General features: G+C 72.5%; 19 protein-coding genes. 10 read left to right on the top strand and 9 right to left on the bottom strand.

Annotated elements, in window-relative coordinates; translation table 11 throughout:
• Positions 1-5 precede the first annotated feature (5 nt).
• Positions 6-1,379, top strand: coding sequence for an NAD(P)-binding protein (locus GD632_RS06905; protein ID WP_152190255.1), 1,374 nt, complete (start codon positions 6-8; stop codon positions 1,377-1,379).
• 54 nt (positions 1,380-1,433) lie between these two features.
• On the opposite strand, the gene GD632_RS06910 is transcribed toward GD632_RS06905, so the two are convergent.
• The 4 genes from GD632_RS06910 to GD632_RS06925 all read right to left on the bottom strand — a co-directional run bounded on the left by GD632_RS06910 (position 1,434) and on the right by GD632_RS06925 (position 5,110).
• A complete protein-coding gene (locus tag GD632_RS06910; protein ID WP_152190257.1) occupies positions 1,434-1,991 on the bottom strand; it encodes a dihydrofolate reductase family protein in 558 nt (185 codons plus the stop codon).
• 118 nt (positions 1,992-2,109) lie between these two features.
• The gene (gene ppk2, locus GD632_RS06915; protein WP_152190260.1) at positions 2,110-2,994 is read right to left on the bottom strand and encodes a polyphosphate kinase 2; all 885 of its coding nucleotides are present in this window, start codon (positions 2,992-2,994) and stop codon (positions 2,110-2,112) included.
• Between the two features lie 105 nt (positions 2,995-3,099).
• Positions 3,100-3,441 (bottom strand): hypothetical protein, encoded by a 342-nt coding sequence (locus GD632_RS15950; RefSeq protein ID WP_193311384.1) that lies wholly within the window; start codon positions 3,439-3,441, stop codon positions 3,100-3,102.
• A gap of 133 nt (positions 3,442-3,574) precedes the next feature.
• Positions 3,575-5,110 (bottom strand): molybdopterin-dependent oxidoreductase, encoded by a 1,536-nt coding sequence (locus GD632_RS06925; RefSeq protein WP_152190262.1) that lies wholly within the window; start codon positions 5,108-5,110, stop codon positions 3,575-3,577.
• 183 nt (positions 5,111-5,293) lie between these two features.
• On the opposite strand from GD632_RS06925, the gene GD632_RS06930 reads away from it, so the two are divergent.
• The gene (locus tag GD632_RS06930) at positions 5,294-6,424 is read left to right on the top strand and encodes a DNA alkylation repair protein (RefSeq protein WP_152190264.1); all 1,131 of its coding nucleotides are present in this window, start codon (positions 5,294-5,296) and stop codon (positions 6,422-6,424) included.
• 122 nt (positions 6,425-6,546) lie between these two features.
• Here GD632_RS06930 and GD632_RS06935 read toward each other — a convergent pair whose 3' ends face one another.
• Complete coding sequence (locus GD632_RS06935; RefSeq protein WP_152190266.1) at positions 6,547-8,520, bottom strand: serine hydrolase; 1,974 nt, start codon at positions 8,518-8,520, stop codon at positions 6,547-6,549.
• 76 nt (positions 8,521-8,596) lie between these two features.
• Positions 8,597-9,082 (bottom strand): GNAT family N-acetyltransferase, encoded by a 486-nt coding sequence (locus tag GD632_RS06940; protein ID WP_226924705.1) that lies wholly within the window; start codon positions 9,080-9,082, stop codon positions 8,597-8,599.
• A gap of 89 nt (positions 9,083-9,171) precedes the next feature.
• On the opposite strand from GD632_RS06940, the gene GD632_RS06945 reads away from it, so the two are divergent.
• Positions 9,172-10,371: a pyridoxal phosphate-dependent aminotransferase gene (locus tag GD632_RS06945; protein WP_152190269.1), complete on the top strand. Its 1,200-nt coding sequence runs from the start codon at positions 9,172-9,174 to the stop codon at positions 10,369-10,371.
• Positions 10,372-10,375: 4 nt separating this feature from the next.
• Here the strand turns inward: GD632_RS06945 and GD632_RS15955 are convergent, their stop codons facing one another.
• Together GD632_RS15955 and GD632_RS06955 are read right to left on the bottom strand one after the other, a co-directional pair.
• Positions 10,376-11,068, bottom strand: coding sequence for a heme peroxidase (locus tag GD632_RS15955; protein ID WP_193311385.1), 693 nt, complete (start codon positions 11,066-11,068; stop codon positions 10,376-10,378).
• Between the two features lie 94 nt (positions 11,069-11,162).
• Entirely contained in the window at positions 11,163-12,347 is a 1,185-nt protein-coding gene (locus GD632_RS06955; protein ID WP_152190271.1) for a winged helix DNA-binding domain-containing protein, read from the bottom strand.
• Positions 12,348-12,435: 88 nt separating this feature from the next.
• On the opposite strand from GD632_RS06955, the gene GD632_RS06960 reads away from it, so the two are divergent.
• Complete coding sequence (locus GD632_RS06960) at positions 12,436-12,873, top strand: nitroreductase family deazaflavin-dependent oxidoreductase (protein ID WP_152190273.1); 438 nt, start codon at positions 12,436-12,438, stop codon at positions 12,871-12,873.
• Positions 12,873-13,286: a DoxX family protein gene (locus GD632_RS06965; protein ID WP_152190275.1), complete on the top strand. Its 414-nt coding sequence runs from the start codon at positions 12,873-12,875 to the stop codon at positions 13,284-13,286. Before GD632_RS06960 ends, GD632_RS06965 begins: the two co-directional genes overlap by 1 nt.
• Here the strand turns inward: GD632_RS06965 and GD632_RS06970 are convergent, their stop codons facing one another.
• The gene (locus GD632_RS06970; RefSeq protein WP_152190278.1) at positions 13,287-14,468 is read right to left on the bottom strand and encodes an MFS transporter; all 1,182 of its coding nucleotides are present in this window, start codon (positions 14,466-14,468) and stop codon (positions 13,287-13,289) included. It lies immediately after the preceding gene.
• 169 nt (positions 14,469-14,637) lie between these two features.
• Here GD632_RS06970 and GD632_RS06975 point away from each other — a divergent pair, with 169 nt between their 5' ends.
• The 5 genes from GD632_RS06975 (at position 14,638) to GD632_RS06995 (ending at position 19,858) form a co-directional block, all read left to right on the top strand.
• Positions 14,638-15,672 (top strand): substrate-binding domain-containing protein, encoded by a 1,035-nt coding sequence (locus GD632_RS06975; RefSeq protein ID WP_152190574.1) that lies wholly within the window; start codon positions 14,638-14,640, stop codon positions 15,670-15,672.
• Positions 15,673-15,702: 30 nt separating this feature from the next.
• The gene (locus GD632_RS06980) at positions 15,703-16,713 is read left to right on the top strand and encodes an ABC transporter permease (protein WP_152190280.1); all 1,011 of its coding nucleotides are present in this window, start codon (positions 15,703-15,705) and stop codon (positions 16,711-16,713) included.
• Entirely contained in the window at positions 16,710-17,498 is a 789-nt protein-coding gene (locus tag GD632_RS06985; RefSeq protein ID WP_152190282.1) for an ATP-binding cassette domain-containing protein, read from the top strand. Before GD632_RS06980 ends, GD632_RS06985 begins: the two co-directional genes overlap by 4 nt.
• Positions 17,495-18,139, top strand: coding sequence for a nucleoside/nucleotide kinase family protein (locus tag GD632_RS06990; protein ID WP_152190284.1), 645 nt, complete (start codon positions 17,495-17,497; stop codon positions 18,137-18,139). The genes GD632_RS06985 and GD632_RS06990 overlap by 4 nt, the downstream gene beginning before the upstream one ends.
• An 81-nt stretch (positions 18,140-18,220) precedes the next feature.
• Positions 18,221-19,858 (top strand): SLC13 family permease, encoded by a 1,638-nt coding sequence (locus tag GD632_RS06995; RefSeq protein WP_152190287.1) that lies wholly within the window; start codon positions 18,221-18,223, stop codon positions 19,856-19,858.
• Positions 19,859-19,921 lie beyond the last annotated feature (63 nt).

The raw sequence follows: 19,921 nt of genomic DNA on the forward strand, positions 1-19,921 counted from the left end.
GACGCGTGGGCACGATCGAGGCCGACTACGTCGTCGTCGGTGCCGGCGCCGCGGGGATGGCCTTCACCGACGCGCTCGTCGGCCACGCCGACGTCCGGGTCGCGATGGTCGACCGCCGCCACGCGCCCGGCGGGCACTGGCTCGAGGCCTACCCCTTCGTCCGGCTGCACCAGGCGTCCGCGTTCTACGGTGTCGCCTCCACCCTCCTCGGCAGCGGCACGGTCCAGGAGCGCGGACCGGAGCGCGGGCTGCACGAGCGCGCCACGGCGCCCGAGATCTGCGCCTACTTCGGCCGGGTGATGGAGGAGCGCCTCCTCCCGTCCGGGAAGGTCACCTTCCTGCCCGGCTGCGAGTGGCGCTCGGGCGAGGTCGTGTCCCGGGTGTCCGGTGAGCGCTACGACGTCGCCGGCCACCCGCGGGTCGTCGACGCCGAGTACCTCGCCCCCGAGATCCCCGCCGAGACGCCTCCGCCCTTCGTCGTCGACGACGACGCCCACGCCGTCCCCGTCAACGACCTCGTCCGTGTCGAGGACGCCCCGTCCCAGTACGTCGTCGTCGGGGCCGGCAAGACGGCGACCGACGCGTGCGTGTGGTTGCTGCGCCAGGGCGTGGACCCGGGCGCGATCGTCTGGGTGCGCCCCCGCGAGCCGTGGATGCTCGACCGCGCCGTCATCCAGCCCGACCCGGCGGTCTTCCTCGGTGCCGCCGCCGACATCATGGAGACCGCGAGCACCGCGCAGTCGGTCGACGCCCTCTTCCTCGGTCTCGAGGAGCGTGGCGTCCTCCTGCGCATCGACCCGGCGCGCACGCCGACGATGGCCAAGACCCCCACCCTCGGGCGGTGGGAGCTCGAGCTGCTCCGCTCGATCGAGAACGTCGTGCGGCTCGGCCACGTCCGCGCCGTCGAGCGTGGCCGGCTGCGGCTCACCGACGGGGACGTCGTCGTGGCGGAGGACGCGCTCGTCGTCCACTGTGCGGCGTCGGGGCTGCGCTACCCGCCGCTCCTCCCCATCTGGGGTGCAGGCACGATCACGCTGCAGCCGGTGCGGGCCGGGTTCCCGTGCTTCGGGGCCGCGCTCGTCGGGTTCGCCGAGGCGGTGGTGGCGACGGACGAGGAGAAGAACGGGCTGTGCCCGCCGACGCCGCTGCCCGACGGCCCGCAGGACTGGCTGGCCATGCAGGTGCTCGGCTCACGGGCCGCTGCCGCGTTCACGAGCAGCCCCGAGCTGCGGGCGTGGGCCGACACCGTGGCCCTCAACCCTGCCCGTGCTCCCGACGACGCCACCGACCGTGACGCGTACGGCGCCGCCCGCGAGCGGCTGGCGGCCCACATGGGGCCGGGCCTCGAGCGGATGGCCGCTCTCGCGGGGGTGGCGTAGCCCCGGCGGGCTGCGGTGCCCGCGGACTTGCGCGAGCGCACCGAGCGGGCGCCGTCACCGCTCGACGGCGTAGCGGAGGTAGACGCTGCCGTCGGTGAAGCGCCGGTCCTCCAGCAGCTCGAGCCGCAGCGCCATGGGCGGGAGGGCACGGAGGCCACCGCCGAGCGTGCCTGGGCTGACGACCATGTGCACCTCGTCGACGAGCCCCGCTTCGAACGCGGCGCCGGCGATGGTGGGCCCGAAGATGCTGAGGTCCGCCGTCGACTCCTCCTTGAGGCGCCGCACGAGGTCCGCGTCGAAGCGGGGCTCGAGCCGGGTGCGCTGCGTGGGCGCCGCCGTCAGCGTCGTCGAGAAGACGACCTTCTCCACCCGCTGCCACCAGTCGGCGAAGGCGCGCTCGTGCTCCCCGGACGCCGCGAGGGACGGGTCGGTCTCCCAGACCTCCATGACCTCGTAGGTGCGCCGGCCGTAGATCTCCGTCCCGATGCGCTCCTGCAGCTCGTTGAGGAAGGCGAAGACGTCGGGCGACGGTTCGGCCCAGTCGTGGTCACCGGCGGGGTCGGCGACGTAGCCGTCGAGCGAGCACAGCGGGACGTACAGCAGTGAACCCATGTCAGCTCCTCAGGTGGGGGTGTGTCGTACCGACAGAGCCCGACGTCGGAACTCATCGCCCCACCGCTGACCCTCCCGTCGCCAGAGATGCGCAACGCGCCCCGCCCGACGCCGGGTGCTACTTCTTGTCCGTCCTGCGCGACGGGTCGTCGACGAGGCTGGAGGCCCAGTCCGGGACGTAGGAGGACACCTCGATCGGCGGCCGCTGGTAGCCGGTGCCGGGCGGACGCTTGGGCAGCGTGACCTTCTCCCCGTCCGGCACGTCCTCGTAGGGGAGGGAGGAGAGCAGGTGGTGGATCATGTTGAGCCGCGCCTGCTTCTTGGAGTCCGAGGCCACGTGGTACCAGGGCGCCACCGACGTGTCGGTGTGGACCATCATCTCGTCCTTGGCGCGGGAGAAGTCCTCCCAGCGCGTGATCGACTCGAGGTCGATGGGGGAGAGCTTCCACTGGCGCAGCGGGTCGTGCAGGCGCTTGCGGAAGCGCTCGAGCTGGACGTCGTCGGAGACGGAGAACCAGTACTTGCGCAGGTGGATGCCGTCCTCGATGAGCATCTGCTCGAAGATCGGGCACTGGCGCAGGAAACGCTTGTGCTCCTCGGGCGTGCAGAAGCCCATGACCTTCTCGACGCCGGCGCGGTTGTACCAGGACCGGTCGAACAGGACGATCTCGCCCGCCGCGGGCAGGTGCTCGACGTAACGCTGGAAGTACCACTGCCCGCGCTCACGCTCCGTCGGTGCGGGCAGCGCGGCGATGCGGGCGGTGCGCGGGGACAGGTACTCGGTGATCCGCTTGATCGTGCCACCCTTCCCGGCGGCGTCACGGCCCTCGAAGATGATGACGACGCGTTCGCCGGTCTCCTTCACCCACCGCTGGAGCTTCCCGAGCTCACCCTGGAGCCGGTAGAGCTCGGCCTCGTAGACCTTGTTGGGGATCTTCGTCGTCGTGAACCCGGCGGCCTCGGGGCTTATGTCGGTGGCGTCCGTCTTCGTTGATCTGGCCATGAGGAAAGTGTGCCGCAACTTCCCCGAGTGCGGCGGCCCGTCCCTGACGGCGGCGCAGCGCCACTGGGTGGTGGTCCAGCGGCGCCGCGCTCGTCGCCGGCCCGCTCAGTAGCCCGACGTGCTGCTGACGGTGAGGAACGCGCCGATGGCGACGACGGCGAGGACGATCTGCCCGATGCCCCAGACGAGCGCGAGCCAGCCGAGGACCTTGCCGGCGGTGGCCGACTTGTTCATCCGCTCCGCCTTCGCCGCCTGCCAGATCGCGAGCGGGCCGAAGACGATCCCGGCGAAGAAGAGGCCGATGACGCCGAAGATGAGCGAGGTCTGGGCCGCCTTGTCGCCGAGCATCTTCTCCGGCGAGTAGGCGGTGTGCTCCGGGGCGCCGTTGTAGATCGGCATGCCGCCCTGCGGCTGCGGCGGCGGGGTCGTGGGGTACTGCTGGGACATGGCTCTCGCCTTCATGGGGAGGAGTGGGGACACGGTTGGCCGGGCACGCGTGGAGGGGGTGTCCGGCAGCACCCGACACCATCGCCGGCCGCGCGGCACATGCTAGCCAAGTGCGCGCAGGAGCATCGACGAACTACCGGACCTCGACGTCCACCGAGTGCCACCCGGTCGCCCCGTCGGGGGCGGGGGAGGTGAAGCGCTCGGTCTGGACGTCCCCGTCCCCGTCGGTCGCCCGCACGGTGAGCGTGTGCTCCCCGGGCTCGGCGTCCCACTCGAGCATCCACATCCGCCACGAGTCGACGGTCGGCTCGGCGGCCAGGGTGGCCGGCTGCCACTCGCCGTCGTCCACGCGCACCTCGACAGCCCTGATGCCGCGGTGCTGGGCCCACGCGACGCCCGCGACGACGGTCGGCCCGGCGTCGATCGGGCCGCGGCGGGGCACGTCGATGCGGGACGCCGTCTTGACCGGGCCGCGCTCGGACCAGCCGCGCGGGGTCCAGTAGCCCTCGTCCTTCGCGAAGCTCGTCACCTCGAGGTCGACCAGCCACTTGGTCGCCGACACGTACCCGTACAGCCCCGGCACGACCATCCGCACCGGGAAGCCGTGCTGGGCGGGCAGCGGCTCGCCGTTCATCCCGACGGCGAGGAGGGAGTTGCGCTCGTCGGTCAGCGCCTCGAGCGGGGTGCCGGCCGTCCAGCCGTCGGCGCTCGTCGAGAGCACCATGTCCGCCTCCGGGAGCGGGCGGGCGCGGGCGAGGAGCTCGCGCACCGGCCAGCCCGTCCACACCGCGTTGCCGGCGAGATTGCCGCCGACGTAGTTCGACACGCACGCGAGCGTCACGAGCGCCTCGACCATCGGCTGGTCGAGCAGCTCGGCCATGTCGATCTCGACCTCCTGCTCCACCATCCCGTGCACCCGCAGCCGCCACGTGGCCGGGTCGACCTGCGGCACGGTGAGGGCGGTGTCGATCCGGTAGAAGTCATCGTTCGGGGTGCGGTAGGTCGTCTGCCCCGGCACGCCCTGGTCGGCGGCAGCGGGAACCGTCACCGGCGCGGCGACGCGAGGCACGACGAACGCGTCCCGGGCCGCCCGCACCGCCTCACCGGCCCCGCTGAGGACGCGTCCGGCGACGATGCCGAGCACGCCGAGCACCGCGAGCGACCCGCCGCCGACGAGCACCGAGCGGCGGGTGAGGTCACCCGGCATCTCGACCTCCGGCGTCGTCGTCACGTCGCGGTTGAACCAGGCGAGGACGAGGACGCCGACGACGACGCCGGCGACCGTCGGCAGGATGTCGGTCGGCGCCGCGCCGGGCCTGCTCAGCACGGCGGCGACGCCGACGATCCCGACGAGGGCGAAGGTGACCAGCCCGGCGGCGAGCAGCCACCGGGCGAGCAGGCCGATGGCCGCGCACGCGGCGAGGAGGACCAGCCCCATGCCGACGAAGAGGGCGGTCTTGTCTGCCGTCCCGAACGTGTCCACGGCGAAGTCCTTGAGCCACGGCGGGGTGAGGTCGACGAACGCGTTGGCCACCGCGAGCAGCGGCGACGGCGTCCCCTCGACCGTGGTCAGCCGGGTGAGCAGCCCCGCCAGCAGCTCGGCGACGCCGAGCGTCACCGCGCCCGCGGCCAGTCCGGCGAGGGCAGCACCTCGCGAGGTGAGCGTCACCACACCATGGTCGCACCGCGGGTCGGCGGCGCGCTCACGCGGGAGCGGCGCGCCGTCCGCGGCAACCTGCACACCCACCCCCCGCGCGGTGGGATCCTGACGACGGGACGCACCCGGACCGGCATGGGGACCTCGCCGGGCCTTCCGCGACGCCCTGCCCAGCACAAGGAATCGGAGGCCCTGATGCCGTTCGCCGACGAGTTGATCGGGACGCAGACCGTCCGCGCCCTGACCGCGTCGCTCGAGACGGTGCGGCCCGACCTCGGGCTGACGGCGGTGCGCGCGACGGAGGGCGCCCTGGCGCGGCTGTCCCTGCGTGAGCGCAGCGACCTGCTGCGTGACGCGCTGCTCGCAGACCTGGGGGGCGACTATCCCACGCTGGCCGCGACGGTCCGCGAAGCATGCGACCGCGCCGAGTCGTTCACCGGCTGGCTCATCTGGCCGGTCACGAGCGCCGTCGTCGCCAAGGCGATCGAGGACGGCTCGGCGGGCGCGTTCGACGATGCCCTGGCCCTGATGGCGGAGCTCACCCCGCGGCTGACCGCGGAGTTCGCCATACGCGGGCTCCTGAACCACGACCTCGACCGGGCGCTGTCGACCATCCGGGGCTGGGTCGCCTCCGAGGACGAGCACGTCCGCCGGCTGGCCACGGAGGGCACTCGTCCGTTCCTGCCCTGGTCCGTGCGGGTACCGGGCATCCTGGTCGAACCCCGATCCACGCTCCCGATCCTGCACGCTCTCTACCGGGACGACTCCGAGTACGTGCGCCGCTCGGTCGCCAACCACCTCAACGACCTGAGCCGCCGTGAGCCCGACCTCGTGGTCGAGACCGCGGCGGCCTGGCTCGGCGCTCCGGGCGACGCCGAGGTGACCAGGGAGAACACCCGGAGGCTGGTGCGCCACGGCCTACGCACCCTTGTGAAGCAGGGGCACCCCGGAGCTCTCGGCCTGCTCGGTTTCACACCGGCGGCGGTGGAGGTGACGGGACCGGTGCTGGCAACCGACGTCGTCGCGGTGGGGGAGGTGCTGACCTTCACCGCCTCCATCCGCAACACGGGGACGGAGGCGGCCCAGCTGGCCGTCGACTACGTCATCCACCATCGCAAGGCGAACGCGTCACAGACCGCCAAGACGTTCAAGCTCACCACGTGCCGACTCGCACCGGGCGAGGCCGTCGACCTTGGCAAGCAGCACTCGTTCCGTGTCCTCACCACCCGGCGCTACCACGCGGGCGAGCACGCACTCGAGCTCCAGGTCAACGGCGTCCGGTACGGCCGCGTGAGCTTCACGCTGACGGCCCCGCCGGGCGGGTAGCCGCGGAGGGGTGACACCACCGGCTGGACTATCCGGGTGTCGAGGTGTCCGACGACGTCCGGGCACACCGGAGCGGGCAGGCCCCCTCGACGCCTCCCCGCCCCGGTGCTGTTCCGGTCCGGTTACTCCGCGACAGCGCCCCTCCGCCGAGCGACGGCCGTCACCGCGATGCCGGCGAGGAGGGTCGCCAGTGCGCCGGCGAGAACCGCCGTCGAGACACCGGTGGTCGGGAGGGTGCCGCCGCCGGCGGTCGGGCCCCCACCGGTGCCGCCGGGCACCTCGGTCCCGCCGTCGTCGGGTGCCGTTGTCGGCTGCTGCGTGGGAGGCGAGTCGGTCGGGGCGTCCGTCGGCCCCTCCCCGTCCAGGGCCGCGAGGGCGTCGAGGTAGTTGTAGACCGCGAGCCCGATCTCCTGGACGATGGGGTTGCCGATCTCCTGGGTCTCGTCGAAGCCCGCGGAGCTCGTCACCTCGGTGAGCACGACGACGGCGGACTCGTGACCGGGCACGAGGAAGTAGCCGACGTCGTGGGTGACGTTGCCGGTCTCCCCGGTCTTGTGGGCGACGGGCGCGTCGTTCAGCACGGCGCCGAACTTCGTGTCGACCTCCTGGTCACCCATCCACGTGAGGATCTGCTCGCGGGAGTCCTCACCCAGCAGCTCGTCCCCGTACATCGCCTCGAGCAGCGCGAGGGTGTCGCCGACGTCCAGCACGTTGGCCGGCTCGTCGATGAGCTCCCCGGGGAACATCTGCCGGTTGAAGCGCATGACGTCCAGCCCCAGGTCGTCGATGAGCCCCTGCGTGGTCGGCAGGCCGATGTGGTACAGCAGCACGTTCGTCGCCGTGTTGTCGCTCTCCACGACCATGCGCCGCACGAGCTCGCGCACCGTCGTCGTGAACGGCATCTCCTCGTCCTGGAAGCTGCCCGACCCGCCGACCACCATGTACGGGGAGATCGTCACCGGTGCGTCGAGGTGGAGCAGGTCCCGCTCGGTCTGGCGCATGACGGCGGCGAGCAGCGAGAGCTTGATGACGCTCGCCGGGTTGTACGGCTCCTGCGACCCGAGCAGGACCCGGTCGCCGTCCCCGGTGAGGTCGCTGAAGCCCACGGACACGCGGACGTCCTGCGCCGCTGCCTTGTCGATGTGGGGCTGGACGATCGCCGCGACGTCGGCCGTGACGTCCCCGGTGAGGCGCGCGACGTCGTAGACGACCCTGGCGGTCTCCTGGACGAAGACGTCGGCCTCCTCGCGGGGCAGGTCGGTGAACGACGTCGTCGTGGTGATCGCGAGCTCCCGGCCGGGCAGCAGGACGATGCCGGAGTCGTGGGACACGTCAGCGAGCTCACCGGTCTTGTTCGCGAGGTGGACGCGTGGGATCACGGCGCCGAACTTCGTGTCGACGAGCTGGCCCCGCATGAGGTCGATGATGTGCTCGCTCGACTCCGCGCTGAGGACCTCTCCCTCCCACAGCATGGTGACGAGCTCGGTGACCTCCTCGGCGGAGATGTAGTTCTCCTGCAGGGGAGGGGAGGCCGGGTGGATCATCTTGCGGCCGAGGTACAGGTCCTCGAACCCGAGCGCCGCGACGTAGTCATTGACCGCGCCGAAGCCGCCGGCCAGGTCGATGAGGACGTTGGTGGCGGTGTTGTCGCTCACCTGGACCATGAGCTCCATGAGCTCGGCGACGGTGATGTCGAGCGGGAACTGCCCGTCCTTGAGCGTGCCTGAGCCGCCGACGATGTTGGGGTCACCGGCCGGGATCGTCACCGCCTGGTCGAGGTCGAGCTCGCCGGCGTCCACGTCGGCCATGAGCGCGGCGAGCAGCGGCAGCTTGATGATGCTCGCCGCCTTGACCTGCTCGTCCTCACCGGCTGTCACCGTCGCCCCGCCGAACCCGCCCGCGAGGTCGGTGACGGCGACGCTCAGCGTGACACCGGACTCGGCGGCGTCGGCGACGACGGCGTCCAGCCGGCTCTTGAGGCCGTCCCAGGTCTGCAACGGCTCCGCCGAGGCGGAGCCCGCCCCGGCGAGCACAAGAGCGGCTCCGACCGACGTCGCCACCAGCCCCCGTGTCGCTCGGCGTGATCCTGTGCGCATGCCCAAGGTCCTTTCGTCGTCGTGGGTGAACACGACGGAGTGAAGCCGAGCGACGTTGCCGAGGTGTTGCGACCTGTTAACTCCGTGTCACGTCGGGGCCGGGCCTCAGCTGCAACGTCATGAAGGTGCTCAGCGGGTCGGGCGCATAGTCGCCGAAGGGCCCGGTCTCGACGAAGCCGTGGCGGGCGTAGAGCCGGCGCGCGGCGGCGAAGTAGTCCATGGACCCGGTCTCGAGGTGGACGACGGTGCAGCCGCGCGTGCGTGCGACGCCGAGCAGGTGCGCCAGCACTGCCGACCCCACGCCGCGTCCGCGAGCCGTCGTCACGGTGCGCATCGTCTTGAGCTCGGCGGCCCCGCCCCCGAGCCGCTTGATCGCGCCACAGCCGAGCAGGGCGCCGTCGTCGTCGCGGGCGGTGAAGAAGGTGACGTCGGGGCCGCGGAGGCCCTCGTCGGTCAGGGCGTGCACGCTCTCCGGGGGCGAGGTGGCGTGCATGTCGTCCAGGTGCTCGCGCAGCAGCTCGGCGACGTCCGCCGCGTCCAGGTCCCCGGGTTCGATCCGCACGGGAGCACCGTAGGGCGCCACGGTTTCGGTCGCGTTTCGTGCCGGCCCCGGGGCGCGACCTCCCGCGCCGAACGGTGTAGACAGGGAGCATGCCTCGCCCGTCCCGCCGCTCCGCCGTCGCGCCGTTCCAGGTGATGTCGATCCTCGACCGGGTCGCCCAGCTGCGCGCCCAGGGACGCGACGTCATCTCGCTGTGCGCCGGGGAGCCGTCCGGCGGCGCGCCGCGGCAGGTGCGCGAGCTCGCGACGAGCACGCACGCGGGCGACCAGGCCCTCGGGTACACGAGCGCGCTGGGCCTGCGGGAGCTGCGCGAGGCGATCGCCGGTCACTACGGGCACTGGTACGGGCACGACGTGCCGGCCGAGCGGGTCGCCGTCACCACCGGGTCCTCCGGGGCGTTCATGCTCACGTTCCTCGCGGCGTTCGACCCGGGCGACGTCGTCGTCCTCGCGCGTCCCGGCTATCCCGCCTACCGCAACATCCTCGACACGCTGGGGTGCCGGGTGGTGGAGGTGGACTGCGGCGCGGAGGTCGGCTTCCAGCCCACACCCGAGCTGCTCGACGCCGTCCTCGCCGAGCACGGCCGCGTCGCCGGGCTCGTCATCGCCTCACCCGCCAACCCGACCGGCACGATGATCGACCGGGAGCGGATGACGGCGCTCGCCGCCTGGTGCGCGGAGCACGACGTGCGGCTCGTGAGCGACGAGATCTACCACGGCATCACCTACCCGGCCGACCCTGCGGCCCCCGACGCGCGCGGCGTGTGCGCGTGGGACGTGCCGGGTGCGGAGTCCGCCGTCGTCGTCTCCTCGTTCTCCAAGTACTGGGGGATGACGGGGTGGCGGCTCGGGTGGGCGCTGCTGCCCGGCGACCTGGCCGGGGCGGTCGACGCGCTCGCCGGGAACGTCGCGCTGTGCCCGCCCGCCCCCGCCCAGTACGCCGCGCTCGGCGCGTTCTCCGCGGAGACCTACGCCGAGGCCGATGCGCGCGTCGCCGACCTCACCCGCACCCGCGCGGTCCTCCTCGACGACGTGCCGCGCCTCGGGTGGGGGCCCGTCGCGCCGGCGGACGGGGCGTTCTACCTCTACGCGGGCCTGGGGGAGCGCCTGGGTCGCTACGCGTCCTCGGTCGAGTGGTGCGAGGCGCTGCTGGAGCGGGAAGGGGTCGCCGTCGTGCCCGGCGTGGACTTCGACGGCGCTCGCGGGCACGAGTACGTGCGCCTGTCCTTCGCGGCCGGCGCGGACGCTGTGCGGGAAGCGGTGCGGCGGATCGAGCGGTTCCAGGAGTAACCGGCTACGGGGCCGCGGCGTACTCGACGGGCCGGCCCGACTCCAGGCGCCAGATGGCGTGGTCGAGCCGGGTGCTGCTCACCCCGAGGACGTCGGCCGCGGCCGCGACCAGCGCGCTCGCCTCCTTCGCCTCGACGGAGGCGCCCACGGCCCGCGTCACGTAACGCACGACCATGCGGTCGGCCTTCACGCCGGGTACTCCGCACAGCATGAGGAAGTAGCCCCACGCGAGCCCGGACGCCTGGCCGGGCAGAGCCAGCCACTCCTTCCTGGCGGCGGCAGCCTGCTGGGCCTGGGGGTCCGTGAGGCCGGCGCGGACCGCCTCCACGGTGCCGAGGCCGTGACCCGCGAGGATCCGGGCGACCTGGTGCACGACCTCTGCCTTCAGCGGGGCGCCCGCCCGCGTGGAGGTGCGCCACTTGTTCGTCCGCTCGACGAGTCCGTCGACACCCCACCGCCCGACGGCTTCGACGAGGTCGGCGGCGCTGTCGGCATCCGGCTCGGCTCCCTCTTCGCGACGAGCCGCGCGGTAGCGGTTGACGGCGTTGACGACTCCTGAGTAGTGGGTACCGATGGAGAAGACGGAGTCGATGATCGCCAGCGCCACACTGTCGTAGCCCGTGGGCGCGATCCACACCTCCTGATCGCTGCCGAGCTCCTTGCGGATCTGCTCGACCAACCTGTCGCCGTCGCTCATCGCTGAACCTCTCGTCGGTTGGTCCCGAGCGTATCCGCGCTGTTCGAGGCGCCGCCGGAGTTCTGACGTTCGAAGCGACTCGGTCGTGGCCGGTTCAGGGCAGACGCGCCTGCTTCATGAGCTGCGACGAGTAGACGTTGCTGATCCGGACGCCGTCGAGCCAGGCGGTGAGGCGGGCGGCCTCGGCGTCGAGGGCGGTACGTGCGACCGCGCCGGCGTCGCGGCGCAGGACCACCCGGACCGCGCCGTCGTCGTCCTGGACCCAGGTCCCGACGATGCGGCCGTCCCACCACGCGGTGTTGCCGGCGTTGCCGTTCGTGTCGAAGAGGTAGGGGACGTCGGCGGGGTCCAGGTAGAAGCCGCGGCCCTTCCAGCCCATGGTCGTGGGGTCGAGCGTGGGGAGGAGAGCCGCCCACGGCTCGGGGGTGGGGACCGGGTCCTCGTCGTCGGGCAGCACCCAGCCGCTCTGGCCGCCGTCAAGGCTCACCTCGACCGCGCCGACGGCGGCGATGGCGGCGCGCGCCGCGGACTTCGTGGAGCCGAGCCACCACTGGACGTCCTCGACGGTGCCGGGGCCGAAGGTGGCGAGCCAGCGGCGGACGATCTCGGCGTAGCCCTCGTCGGCGGTCAGCGGAGTGGGCTGCTCGCCGAGCCAGGACTCCATGAGCGTCCAGGTGGGGCGGCCGAGGCGCCAGGGGCCGGCGTTGGGTCCGCGCACGATCCGGCCCTCGGCGCCGAGCATCGTGAGGACGCGCGGGGCGATCTGGAAGGTGCCGCCGTACTTCTTGTCGAGGTTGGCGGTGATCTGGCCGGTCAGCTCCGGGAGCGCCTCGCGCAGCTCGCGGGCGGACAGCGGTCCGGACGCGGCGAGACGGGCCAGGACGGCGCTCGCGGCCGCGTCGAGCCAGGCGGCGCCGTCGTCGGTCACGCCGTGCTGCTCCACGTCACGCGCGATGATGCGGCGCTGCTCCGCGGCGACGCGGGCGGAGGCGCTGCCGAGTGCGGCGGGCAGGAGGTCGCGGGGGTAGACGAAGAGCGTGCGGCGCATCGAGAGCTGCTTGACGAGGCTGCGGTCCTCGTAGAGGGCGCGGTCGACGTCCTCGGGGGAGACCCCCTCGGTGCGGGCGGCGACGGCGAGGTGGACGGTCGGGGGCTCGGTGGCGTGGAGGACCGTCATCGCGCGCGTCGCCGCGACGGGGTCGGCGAGGCGGTGTGCCGGGTGCAGGCCGTGGCGGACCGCGAGCCGGCTGCGGCGCTCGGTGTCGTCGATGTGGCGCATCGAGCACCACTATGCCGGGAGGCTCTGACAATCGGAACGGACTCGACCGCGCGCTGCGAGGCGGCACCCGCTCGTGTAGACAGTTCCCATGCCCCTTGAAGGTGAGTACGCCCCCAGCCCCAGCGACCGTGCGCGCAACCAGGTCGAGCTCTTCGAGCGGACCAACGGCCAGGAGGGCAACACCCTCGGCGGGCGGCCCGTCGTCATCCTCACCAGCCGCGGCGCCAAGTCCGGCAAGCTGCGCAAGACGCCGCTCATGCGCGTGGAGCACGAGGGCGTCTACGCCGTCGTCGCCTCCCTGGGCGGCGCGCCGAAGCACCCCGTCTGGTACTTCAACGTCGTCGCCGACCCGCACGTCGAGCTGCAGGACGGCGCGGAGAAGTGGGACATGCACGCGCGCGAGGTGACCGGGACGGAGAAGGAGGAGTGGTGGGCCCGCTGCGTCGAGGCCTACCCGCCCTACGCCGACTACCAGGAGCGGACCGACCGCGAGATCCCCGTGTTCGTCCTCGAGCGGATGGAGTGATGTCCGCGCTGCGCACCGTCGCCCGGCTCGCCCTGGGCGTCGCCATGGTCGGCGCGGGCGTCGGGCACCTGACGGTCCAGCGCGAGGAGTTCCAGGCGCAGGTCCCGAGCTGGTTCCCGATCGACAAGGACGTCACCGTCCTCGCGTCCGGCGTCGTCGAGATCGCGCTCGGGGCGGCGTTCATCGCCCTGCCGAAGCACAAGCGCGTCATCGGGGTGGTCCTCGCGCTGTTCTTCGTCGTGATCTTCCCCGGCAACATCGCCCAGTACCTCGAGGGCAAGGACGGCTTCGGGCTCGACACCGACGAGAAGCGCCTCGGGCGGCTGTTCTTCCAGCCGGTGCTCATCCTCTGGGCGCTCTACGGCGGCGGCCACCTGCGCCGACGCAAGAAGATGGAGCTGCCGAAGGGCTGATCAGCGCCGGACGGCGCGGGGCAGTCCCGCCCCGACGACGGCGGCCAGCGCGATGATCGCCACGGCCGCGACCGCCGTCGCGCCCCACGCGCCCACCTCCCACGCCTGCCCCAGCAGCACCCCGCCCACCGAGGAGCCGGCGTAGTACGCCAGCGTGTAGGTCCCCGAGCCGTCGGAGGGCCGCGGGCTCAGGCGGGCCGACGCGGCCGAGGCCACCGCGTGCACCATGAAGAAGCCCGCCGCCACCACCGCGAGCCCCACCCACACGAGCACCAGCGAGTCGGGCACGGTGAGCGCCACGCCGGCGGCGCACGCCGCCAGCCCGGTCAGCGCCGTTGTCCGCAGGCCGACGCGCCGCTCCAGACGCCCGGCGAGCGACGACGTCGCCGTCCCCGCGAGGTAGGTGAGGTAGAACATCGAGCCCAGCCCCGTCCCGAGGAGGAAGGGCGGTGCGTGGGTGCGGTAGGCGATGACGTTGTAGATCCCGACGAACATCGCCATCCCGAGCCCGCCGAGCAGGTAGACGCGGATGCGGGCCGCCCGGGCGCCGTCGGGGCGGGCGCTGCGGTCCGCGCGGGCGGGAGCGGGTGAGGTGCGGGGAAGGAGCAGCGCAGCGGCCGCCGTGAGGCCGGCGCCGGCGAGAGCCACGACGAGCATCGCGGTGCGCCACGTCGTCACGTCGGCGACGACACCGCCGGCCACGCGCCCGCCCATCCCGCCGACCGTCGTGCCCGCGACGTACAGCCCCGCCACGCGCGTCACCCAGCCGGGCGCGACGTTCTCCGTCACCCACGCCAGCGCCGCCGCCGGCACCGCCGCCATCGCTGCGCCCTGGACGGCGCGGGCGGCGAGCATGAGCGCGAACGTCGGTGCGAGTGCCGCAACGACCCCGGCGACGACGGCGCCCGCGAGCCCCAGCACCATCGTCCGTCCCCTCCCGACCCGTTCCGACAGGCGGGCGAGCGGGAGCACGGCGACGGCGATGCCCAGGGTGGACGCCGAGACGAGGAGGCTCGCCCGGGCGGCGTTCACCGTGAGCTCGGCGGAGACGAGCGGGAGCAGCGGCTGGACGACGTAGACCATCGCGAAGGCTGCGACACCCGTGGCGCCGAGCGCGAGCAGGGCCCGGCGGTACTGCGGGTCCTGCGGTCGCAGACACGCGGCGGTCTGCGAGACGGGCATCGGGCCACTGTAGGGCCGTGGCACACGCGCCGCGGCAGCGGAAGGTCTCACACCGGTGACGAACCGCCCAGGTGCTTGCCACGCACGCGCCGCGCTGGTTCACTCACGACACGTGGATGTGACGTGCACCACACTGGACGCGAAGGGGCGTGCCGTGAAGACCATCCGAATGACATCCGGGCAGGGCGGGCGGCGCGTGCTGGCGCTGACCGCCACCACGCTGCTGCTCGCGGCCGCCGCCTGCGGCTCCGACGCCGAGCCGGACGGTGGGGAGACCACCACCGGCGGCGGTGGAGGTGGCGGTGAGGGCGTGAGCATCGGCCTCATCACCAAGACCGAGACCAACCCGTTCTTCGTCACGATGCGCGAGGTCGCCGCCGAGTACGCCGGCGAGCAGGGCGTGGAGCTCACCGCGCTGGCCGGCGCGTTCGACGGCGACAACGAAGGCCAGGTCCAGGCGATGGAGGACCTCATCGCCCGGGGCGTCGACGGCATCATGATCACCCCGAACAACTCCACCGGCGTGCTCGGCGCGATCGAGCAGGCCCGCGCCCAGGGGATCGTCGTCATCGCGCTCGACACGGCGACCGACCCGGAGGACGCCGTCGACGCGACCTTCGCGACCGACAACCTCGAGGCCGGCCGTCTCCAGGGTGCCTACGTCCGGGCGGCGCTCGGGGACGAGGAGCCGGCGCTCATCATGCTCGACGGCACGGCCGGCGGCACCGTCGACACGTTCCGGCACGACGGGTTCCTCGCCGGCTTCGGCATCGAGGAGGGCGACCCTGCGATCCTCGGCATGGAGAACACCCAGGGCGACCAGAACAACGCCCAGACCGCGATGGAGAACCTCCTCCAGCGCAACCCCGACGTCAACGCCGTGTACACGATCAACGAGCCCGCCGCCCGCGGCGCCTACGCGGCCCTCGAGGCGCAGGGCCTCGCGGACCAGGTGGTCATCGGGTCCATCGACGGGGGCTGCCAGGGCGTGCAGGACGTCGCCGACGGGCGGTACGCGGCGACGGTCATGCAGTTCCCCGCCGAGATGGTCCGGCAGGGAATGGACGCGATCATCGAGGCGGCGGGCGGCGGTGAGCCGCCGTCCGGGTTCGTCGACACCGGCAGCGTCGTCATCACCGACAACCCGGTCGACGGCATCGACTCCGAGACGACCGAGTGGGGACTCGAGAACTGCTGGGGCTGAGCCGACCGGTCGACGCAGGGACGGAGAACCATGTCAGCGACGAGTGAGTCCGGCGCAGCGGCGGCACCGGCGGCCGTCGTCCGGCGCGAGCGGCTGGGCCGTGCGCTGCGCAACCCGGTCATCGGGCCGCTGGGGGCGCTCGTCATCGCGATCGTCGTCTTCACCCTGACGACCGACACCTTCGCCACCGTCGGCAACGCCTCCCTCATCCTCCAGCAGTCCATCGTCATCGGGACGCTGGCCCTGGGGCAGACGCTCATCATCCTCACCGCCGGCATCGACCTCGCCAACGGCGCGATCGCGGTGCTCGGCACGATCGTCATGGCCAAGCACGTGGTCAACGGCGGGGACCCGCTGCTCGCGCTCGTGCTCGGCCTGGCGATCACCATGCTCCTCGGCACGGTCAGCGGCCTGCTCGTCACCCGCCTCGGGTTGCCGCCGTTCATCGTCACCCTCGGGATCCTCACCGTGACGTACGCCCTCGCTCGCCTCTACGCCGAGTCACGCAGCTACCCGGTGGCGGACCGGCTGCTGCGGATCTGGGGGGAGGGGACGACGGTCGCGGGCGTGCGCATCACCTGGGGCTCCTTCCTCCTGCTCGCGCTCTTCGCGCTCTTCTGGTTCATGCTCGGCCGCACCGCGTGGGGGCGGCACGTGTACGCGGTCGGCAACGCTCCCGAGGCGGCCCGGCTCACCGGGATCAACACGCGGCGCACCGTGCTGTCGGTCTACGTCGCCGCCGGGGCGCTCTACGGCATCGCGGCGTGGCAGGCGCTCGGCCGCATCCCCAACGCAGACCCGAACGCCTACCAGACCGGCAACCTCGACAGCATCACCGCCGTCGTCATCGGGGGGACGAGCCTGTTCGGCGGCCGGGGCAGCGTCATCGGCACGCTCATCGGGACCCTCGTCGTCGGTGTCCTGCGCTCCGGCCTCACGCAGGCCGGGATCGACAACCTCTACCAGGACGTCGCCACCGGCGTCCTCGTCATCGTCGCCGTCTCCCTGGACCAGATCTCCCGCCGGAGGGCCGCCCGATGAACGACGACGGCGTCCCCGTCCTCGAGGGACGCGCCCTGAGCAAGTCCTACGGGCACGTCCGGGCCATGTCCGAGGCCGACTTCGAGCTCCGCGCCGGGGAGGTGCTCGCCGTCGTCGGGGACAACGGCGCAGGCAAGTCGACGCTCATCAAGGCGCTCTCCGGCGCGCTCGTCCCGGACGCGGGCGAGATCCGGATGAACGGCGAACCGGTGACGTTCCGTTCCCCGCTCGAGGCACGGCATCGGGGGATCGAGACGGTCTACCAGGACCTCGCGGTGGCGCCGGCGCTCGACATCGCCACCAACCTGTTCCTCGGGCGGGAGCTACGCCGCCCGGGGATCGCCGGCCGGCTCTTCCGGGTCCTCGACGCAGGCGCGATGCGGACCGAGGCGAAGCGGCAGCTCGACGCGCTCGGGGTGCGGATACCGGACGTCCGGCAGCCCGTGGAGACGCTGTCCGGCGGTCAGCGCCAGAGCGTGGCGGTGGCGCGCGCCGCGGCCTTCGGCACCCGGCTCGTCATCATGGACGAGCCGACCGCCGCGCTCGGCGTGCGCGAGTCCGGGATGGTCCTCGACCTCATCCGGCGCATCCGCGACCGTGGGCTGCCCGTCGTCCTCATCTCCCACAACATGCCCCAGGTGTTCGAGATCGCCGACCGGATCCACATCCACCGGCTCGGTCGTCGCGCCGCCGTCGTGCGGCCGGGGGAGAGCTCGATGAGGGAGGTCGTGGAGATCATGACGGGCGCGACCGAGGCGGCCGCGGGCAGGGGCGGCTCCGCGTGACCGGGGCCCCCGTACCTCCTCCGGAGGTTCTCACCGCCGAGCTGCTCGAGCGGGTCCGGGCGGTCATCGACCGGGGCGGACGGCGCATCCTCGGGATCACGGGGGCGCCGGGTGCCGGCAAGTCGACCCTGGCTCACGCCGTCGTCGACGCGCTCGGTGACGAGGCGTGCCTCGTGGGGATGGACGGGTTTCACCTCGCCCAGGCCGAGCTCGTACGCCTGGACCGCCGCGAGCGGAAGGGGGCACCGGACACCTTCGACGCGCTCGGCTATGTCGCCCTGCTGCGCCGGCTGCGCGCGGCCGACGAGCGGACGGTCTACGCGCCGGTCTTCGACCGGTCCCTCGAGGAACCGATCGCCTGCGCGGTCCCGGTGCCGCGCGAGGTGCCCCTCGTCGTCACCGAGGGCAACTACCTCCTCGTCGCGGACGGCGACTGGGCCGAGGTGGGACCGCTGCTCGACGAGAGCTGGTACGTCGAGCCACCGGAGGACGTGCGCATCGCGAGGCTCATCGCCCGGCACGAGGCCTACGGCCGGTCGCCGGAGGAGGCCCGCGAACGTTCGCTCGGCTCCGACCAGCGCAACGCCGAGGTCATCGCCGCGACGCGCCGGCGTGCCGACGTCGTCGTCGAGCTCGGCTGACACGCCCAGCGCGGCCGCCGCGCCGGTGTCGGTGGGAGGAACTAGCGTCTGGCACAGCACACACTGACAAGGGGGCCAGTCATGACCCAGCGACCCGTGCCGGGCGACCACCTGCGCGACTACTCACCGCGCCCACGCAGCGGCGACGACGAGGGCGGCCGCTCCCCGGGTGAGCGCGCCGAGCCGCTCAGGCGGACCACCTGGCGCAACCGTCTCCTCGGCCTGGCGGCCGGGCTCGGCGGTGGCCTCCTCGTGTTCCTCCTGCTCCCCGACGACCTCGCCGTCTCCGCCCGCGTCACCGCCGCCACCGCCGTCCTCATGGGCCTGTGGTGGATGACCGAGGCGATCCCGATCCCGGCGACGGCGCTCGTCCCGCTCGTCGTCTTCCCCATCTTCAACGAGACGACGGCCGAGGACGGGACCACCAGTCCGGTCACCGTCGACCAGGTGGGCGCCTCCTACGGCAACAACATCATCTTCCTCTTCATGGGCGGCTTCCTCCTCGCCCTCGCGATGCAGCGGTGGAACCTGCACCGGCGCATCGCCCTGGTCACCGTGCGGGCGATGGGGACGAGCCCGTCGATGGTCGTGGCCGGCTTCATGGTCGCGACCGCGTTCCTGTCCATGTGGGTGTCCAACACCGCGACCGCCGTCATGATGCTGCCGATCGGCGTCTCGGTGCTCCTGCTCGTCGCCAACCTCAAGGGCGCCCCGGCCGGCGGGCCGGGTGCCGGTGAGACGGACCTGCAGTCCGAGGAGGTCAAGGAGCACGTCATCGAGTCGACGTTCGGCACCGCGCTCATGCTCGGCATCGCCTACGCCGCCTCGATCGGCTCGCTCTCCACCATCATCGGCACGCCGCCCAACACGCTGCTGGTCGGCTACCTCGCGGACAACCACGACATCCAGATCGGCTTCGGGCAGTGGATGCTGGTCGGTCTGCCGCTCGCGGTCGTCTTCCTCACGATCTGCTGGTTCGTCCTCACCAAGGTGCTCTTCAAGCCGGAGATCACGGAGATCCCCGGGGGCCGCGACCTCATGAACGAGGAGCTGGCCAAGCTCGGACCGATGTCCAGCGGTGAGAAGCGGGTCCTGGCGCTGTTCGTCCTGGCGGCAGCGTCGTGGGTGGCGATCCCGCTCGTCCTCGACGAGCCCTTCATCTCCGACGCCGGCATCGCGATGGCTATCGGGCTGCTCCTGTTCCTGTGCCCCTCCGGCAGTGGCCGCGGCGTGCGGCTGCTCGACTGGGAGAGTGCGGTCAAGCTGCCCTGGGGCGTGCTGCTCCTCTTCGGCGGCGGGCTCGCGCTGTCCTCGCAGTTCGGCTCGAGCGGGCTGACGGCCTGGATCGGTGAGCAGGCGGAGGCGCTGGGTGGGGCGCCGGTCGTCCTCGTGGTGGTCGTGCTCGTCGCGCTGGTCATCTTCCTCACCGAGCTCACCTCGAACACGGCGACGGCGGCGACCTTCCTGCCCGTCGTGGGTGGCCTGGCGATCGGCATCGACATGCCGGTCCTGCTCGCCACGATCCCGGTGGCCATCGCCGCGACCTGCGCGTTCATGCTGCCGGTCGCCACCCCGCCCAATGCGATCGCCTACGGCTCGGGCTACGTCACCATCCCGCAGATGATGAAGGGTGGCATCTGGCTCAACCTCATCGGCGTCGTCCTCATCACGCTCACCGCGATGACCCTCGCCGTGTGGGTGTTCGGGATCGTGTACTGAGGCGTCGCCGGCGCCGGGCAGCGGGGAGCCCCCGGGCGTGACCGGTACACCGGCCACGACCCG

Source organism: Georgenia satyanarayanai (assembly GCF_009193135.1).
In the GTDB taxonomy this organism is placed as follows: Bacteria; Actinomycetota; Actinomycetes; order Actinomycetales; family Actinomycetaceae; genus Oceanitalea; species Oceanitalea satyanarayanai.

Excerpts from the sequence above, each read along its gene's own strand:
- GD632_RS06970 (WP_152190278.1), bottom strand. The coding sequence starts at position 14,468 with ATGCCCGTCTCGCAGACCGCCGCGTGTCTGCGACCGCAGGACCCGCAG.
- GD632_RS06980 (WP_152190280.1), top strand. The coding sequence starts at position 15,703 with ATGTCAGCGACGAGTGAGTCCGGCGCAGCGGCGGCACCGGCGGCCGTC.
- GD632_RS06985 (WP_152190282.1), top strand. The coding sequence starts at position 16,710 with ATGAACGACGACGGCGTCCCCGTCCTCGAGGGACGCGCCCTGAGCAAG.
- GD632_RS06910 (WP_152190257.1), bottom strand. The coding sequence starts at position 1,991 with ATGGGTTCACTGCTGTACGTCCCGCTGTGCTCGCTCGACGGCTACGTC.
- GD632_RS06965 (WP_152190275.1), top strand. The coding sequence starts at position 12,873 with ATGTCCGCGCTGCGCACCGTCGCCCGGCTCGCCCTGGGCGTCGCCATG.
- GD632_RS15950 (WP_193311384.1), bottom strand. The coding sequence starts at position 3,441 with ATGTCCCAGCAGTACCCCACGACCCCGCCGCCGCAGCCGCAGGGCGGC.
- GD632_RS06930 (WP_152190264.1), top strand. The coding sequence starts at position 5,294 with ATGCCGTTCGCCGACGAGTTGATCGGGACGCAGACCGTCCGCGCCCTG.
- GD632_RS06995 (WP_152190287.1), top strand. The coding sequence starts at position 18,221 with ATGACCCAGCGACCCGTGCCGGGCGACCACCTGCGCGACTACTCACCG.
- GD632_RS06975 (WP_152190574.1), top strand. The coding sequence starts at position 14,638 with ATGACATCCGGGCAGGGCGGGCGGCGCGTGCTGGCGCTGACCGCCACC.
- GD632_RS15955 (WP_193311385.1), bottom strand. The coding sequence starts at position 11,068 with ATGAGCGACGGCGACAGGTTGGTCGAGCAGATCCGCAAGGAGCTCGGC.
- GD632_RS06945 (WP_152190269.1), top strand. The coding sequence starts at position 9,172 with ATGCCTCGCCCGTCCCGCCGCTCCGCCGTCGCGCCGTTCCAGGTGATG.
- GD632_RS06935 (WP_152190266.1), bottom strand. The coding sequence starts at position 8,520 with ATGCGCACAGGATCACGCCGAGCGACACGGGGGCTGGTGGCGACGTCG.
- ppk2 (WP_152190260.1), bottom strand. The coding sequence starts at position 2,994 with ATGGCCAGATCAACGAAGACGGACGCCACCGACATAAGCCCCGAGGCC.
- GD632_RS06960 (WP_152190273.1), top strand. The coding sequence starts at position 12,436 with ATGCCCCTTGAAGGTGAGTACGCCCCCAGCCCCAGCGACCGTGCGCGC.
- GD632_RS06955 (WP_152190271.1), bottom strand. The coding sequence starts at position 12,347 with ATGCGCCACATCGACGACACCGAGCGCCGCAGCCGGCTCGCGGTCCGC.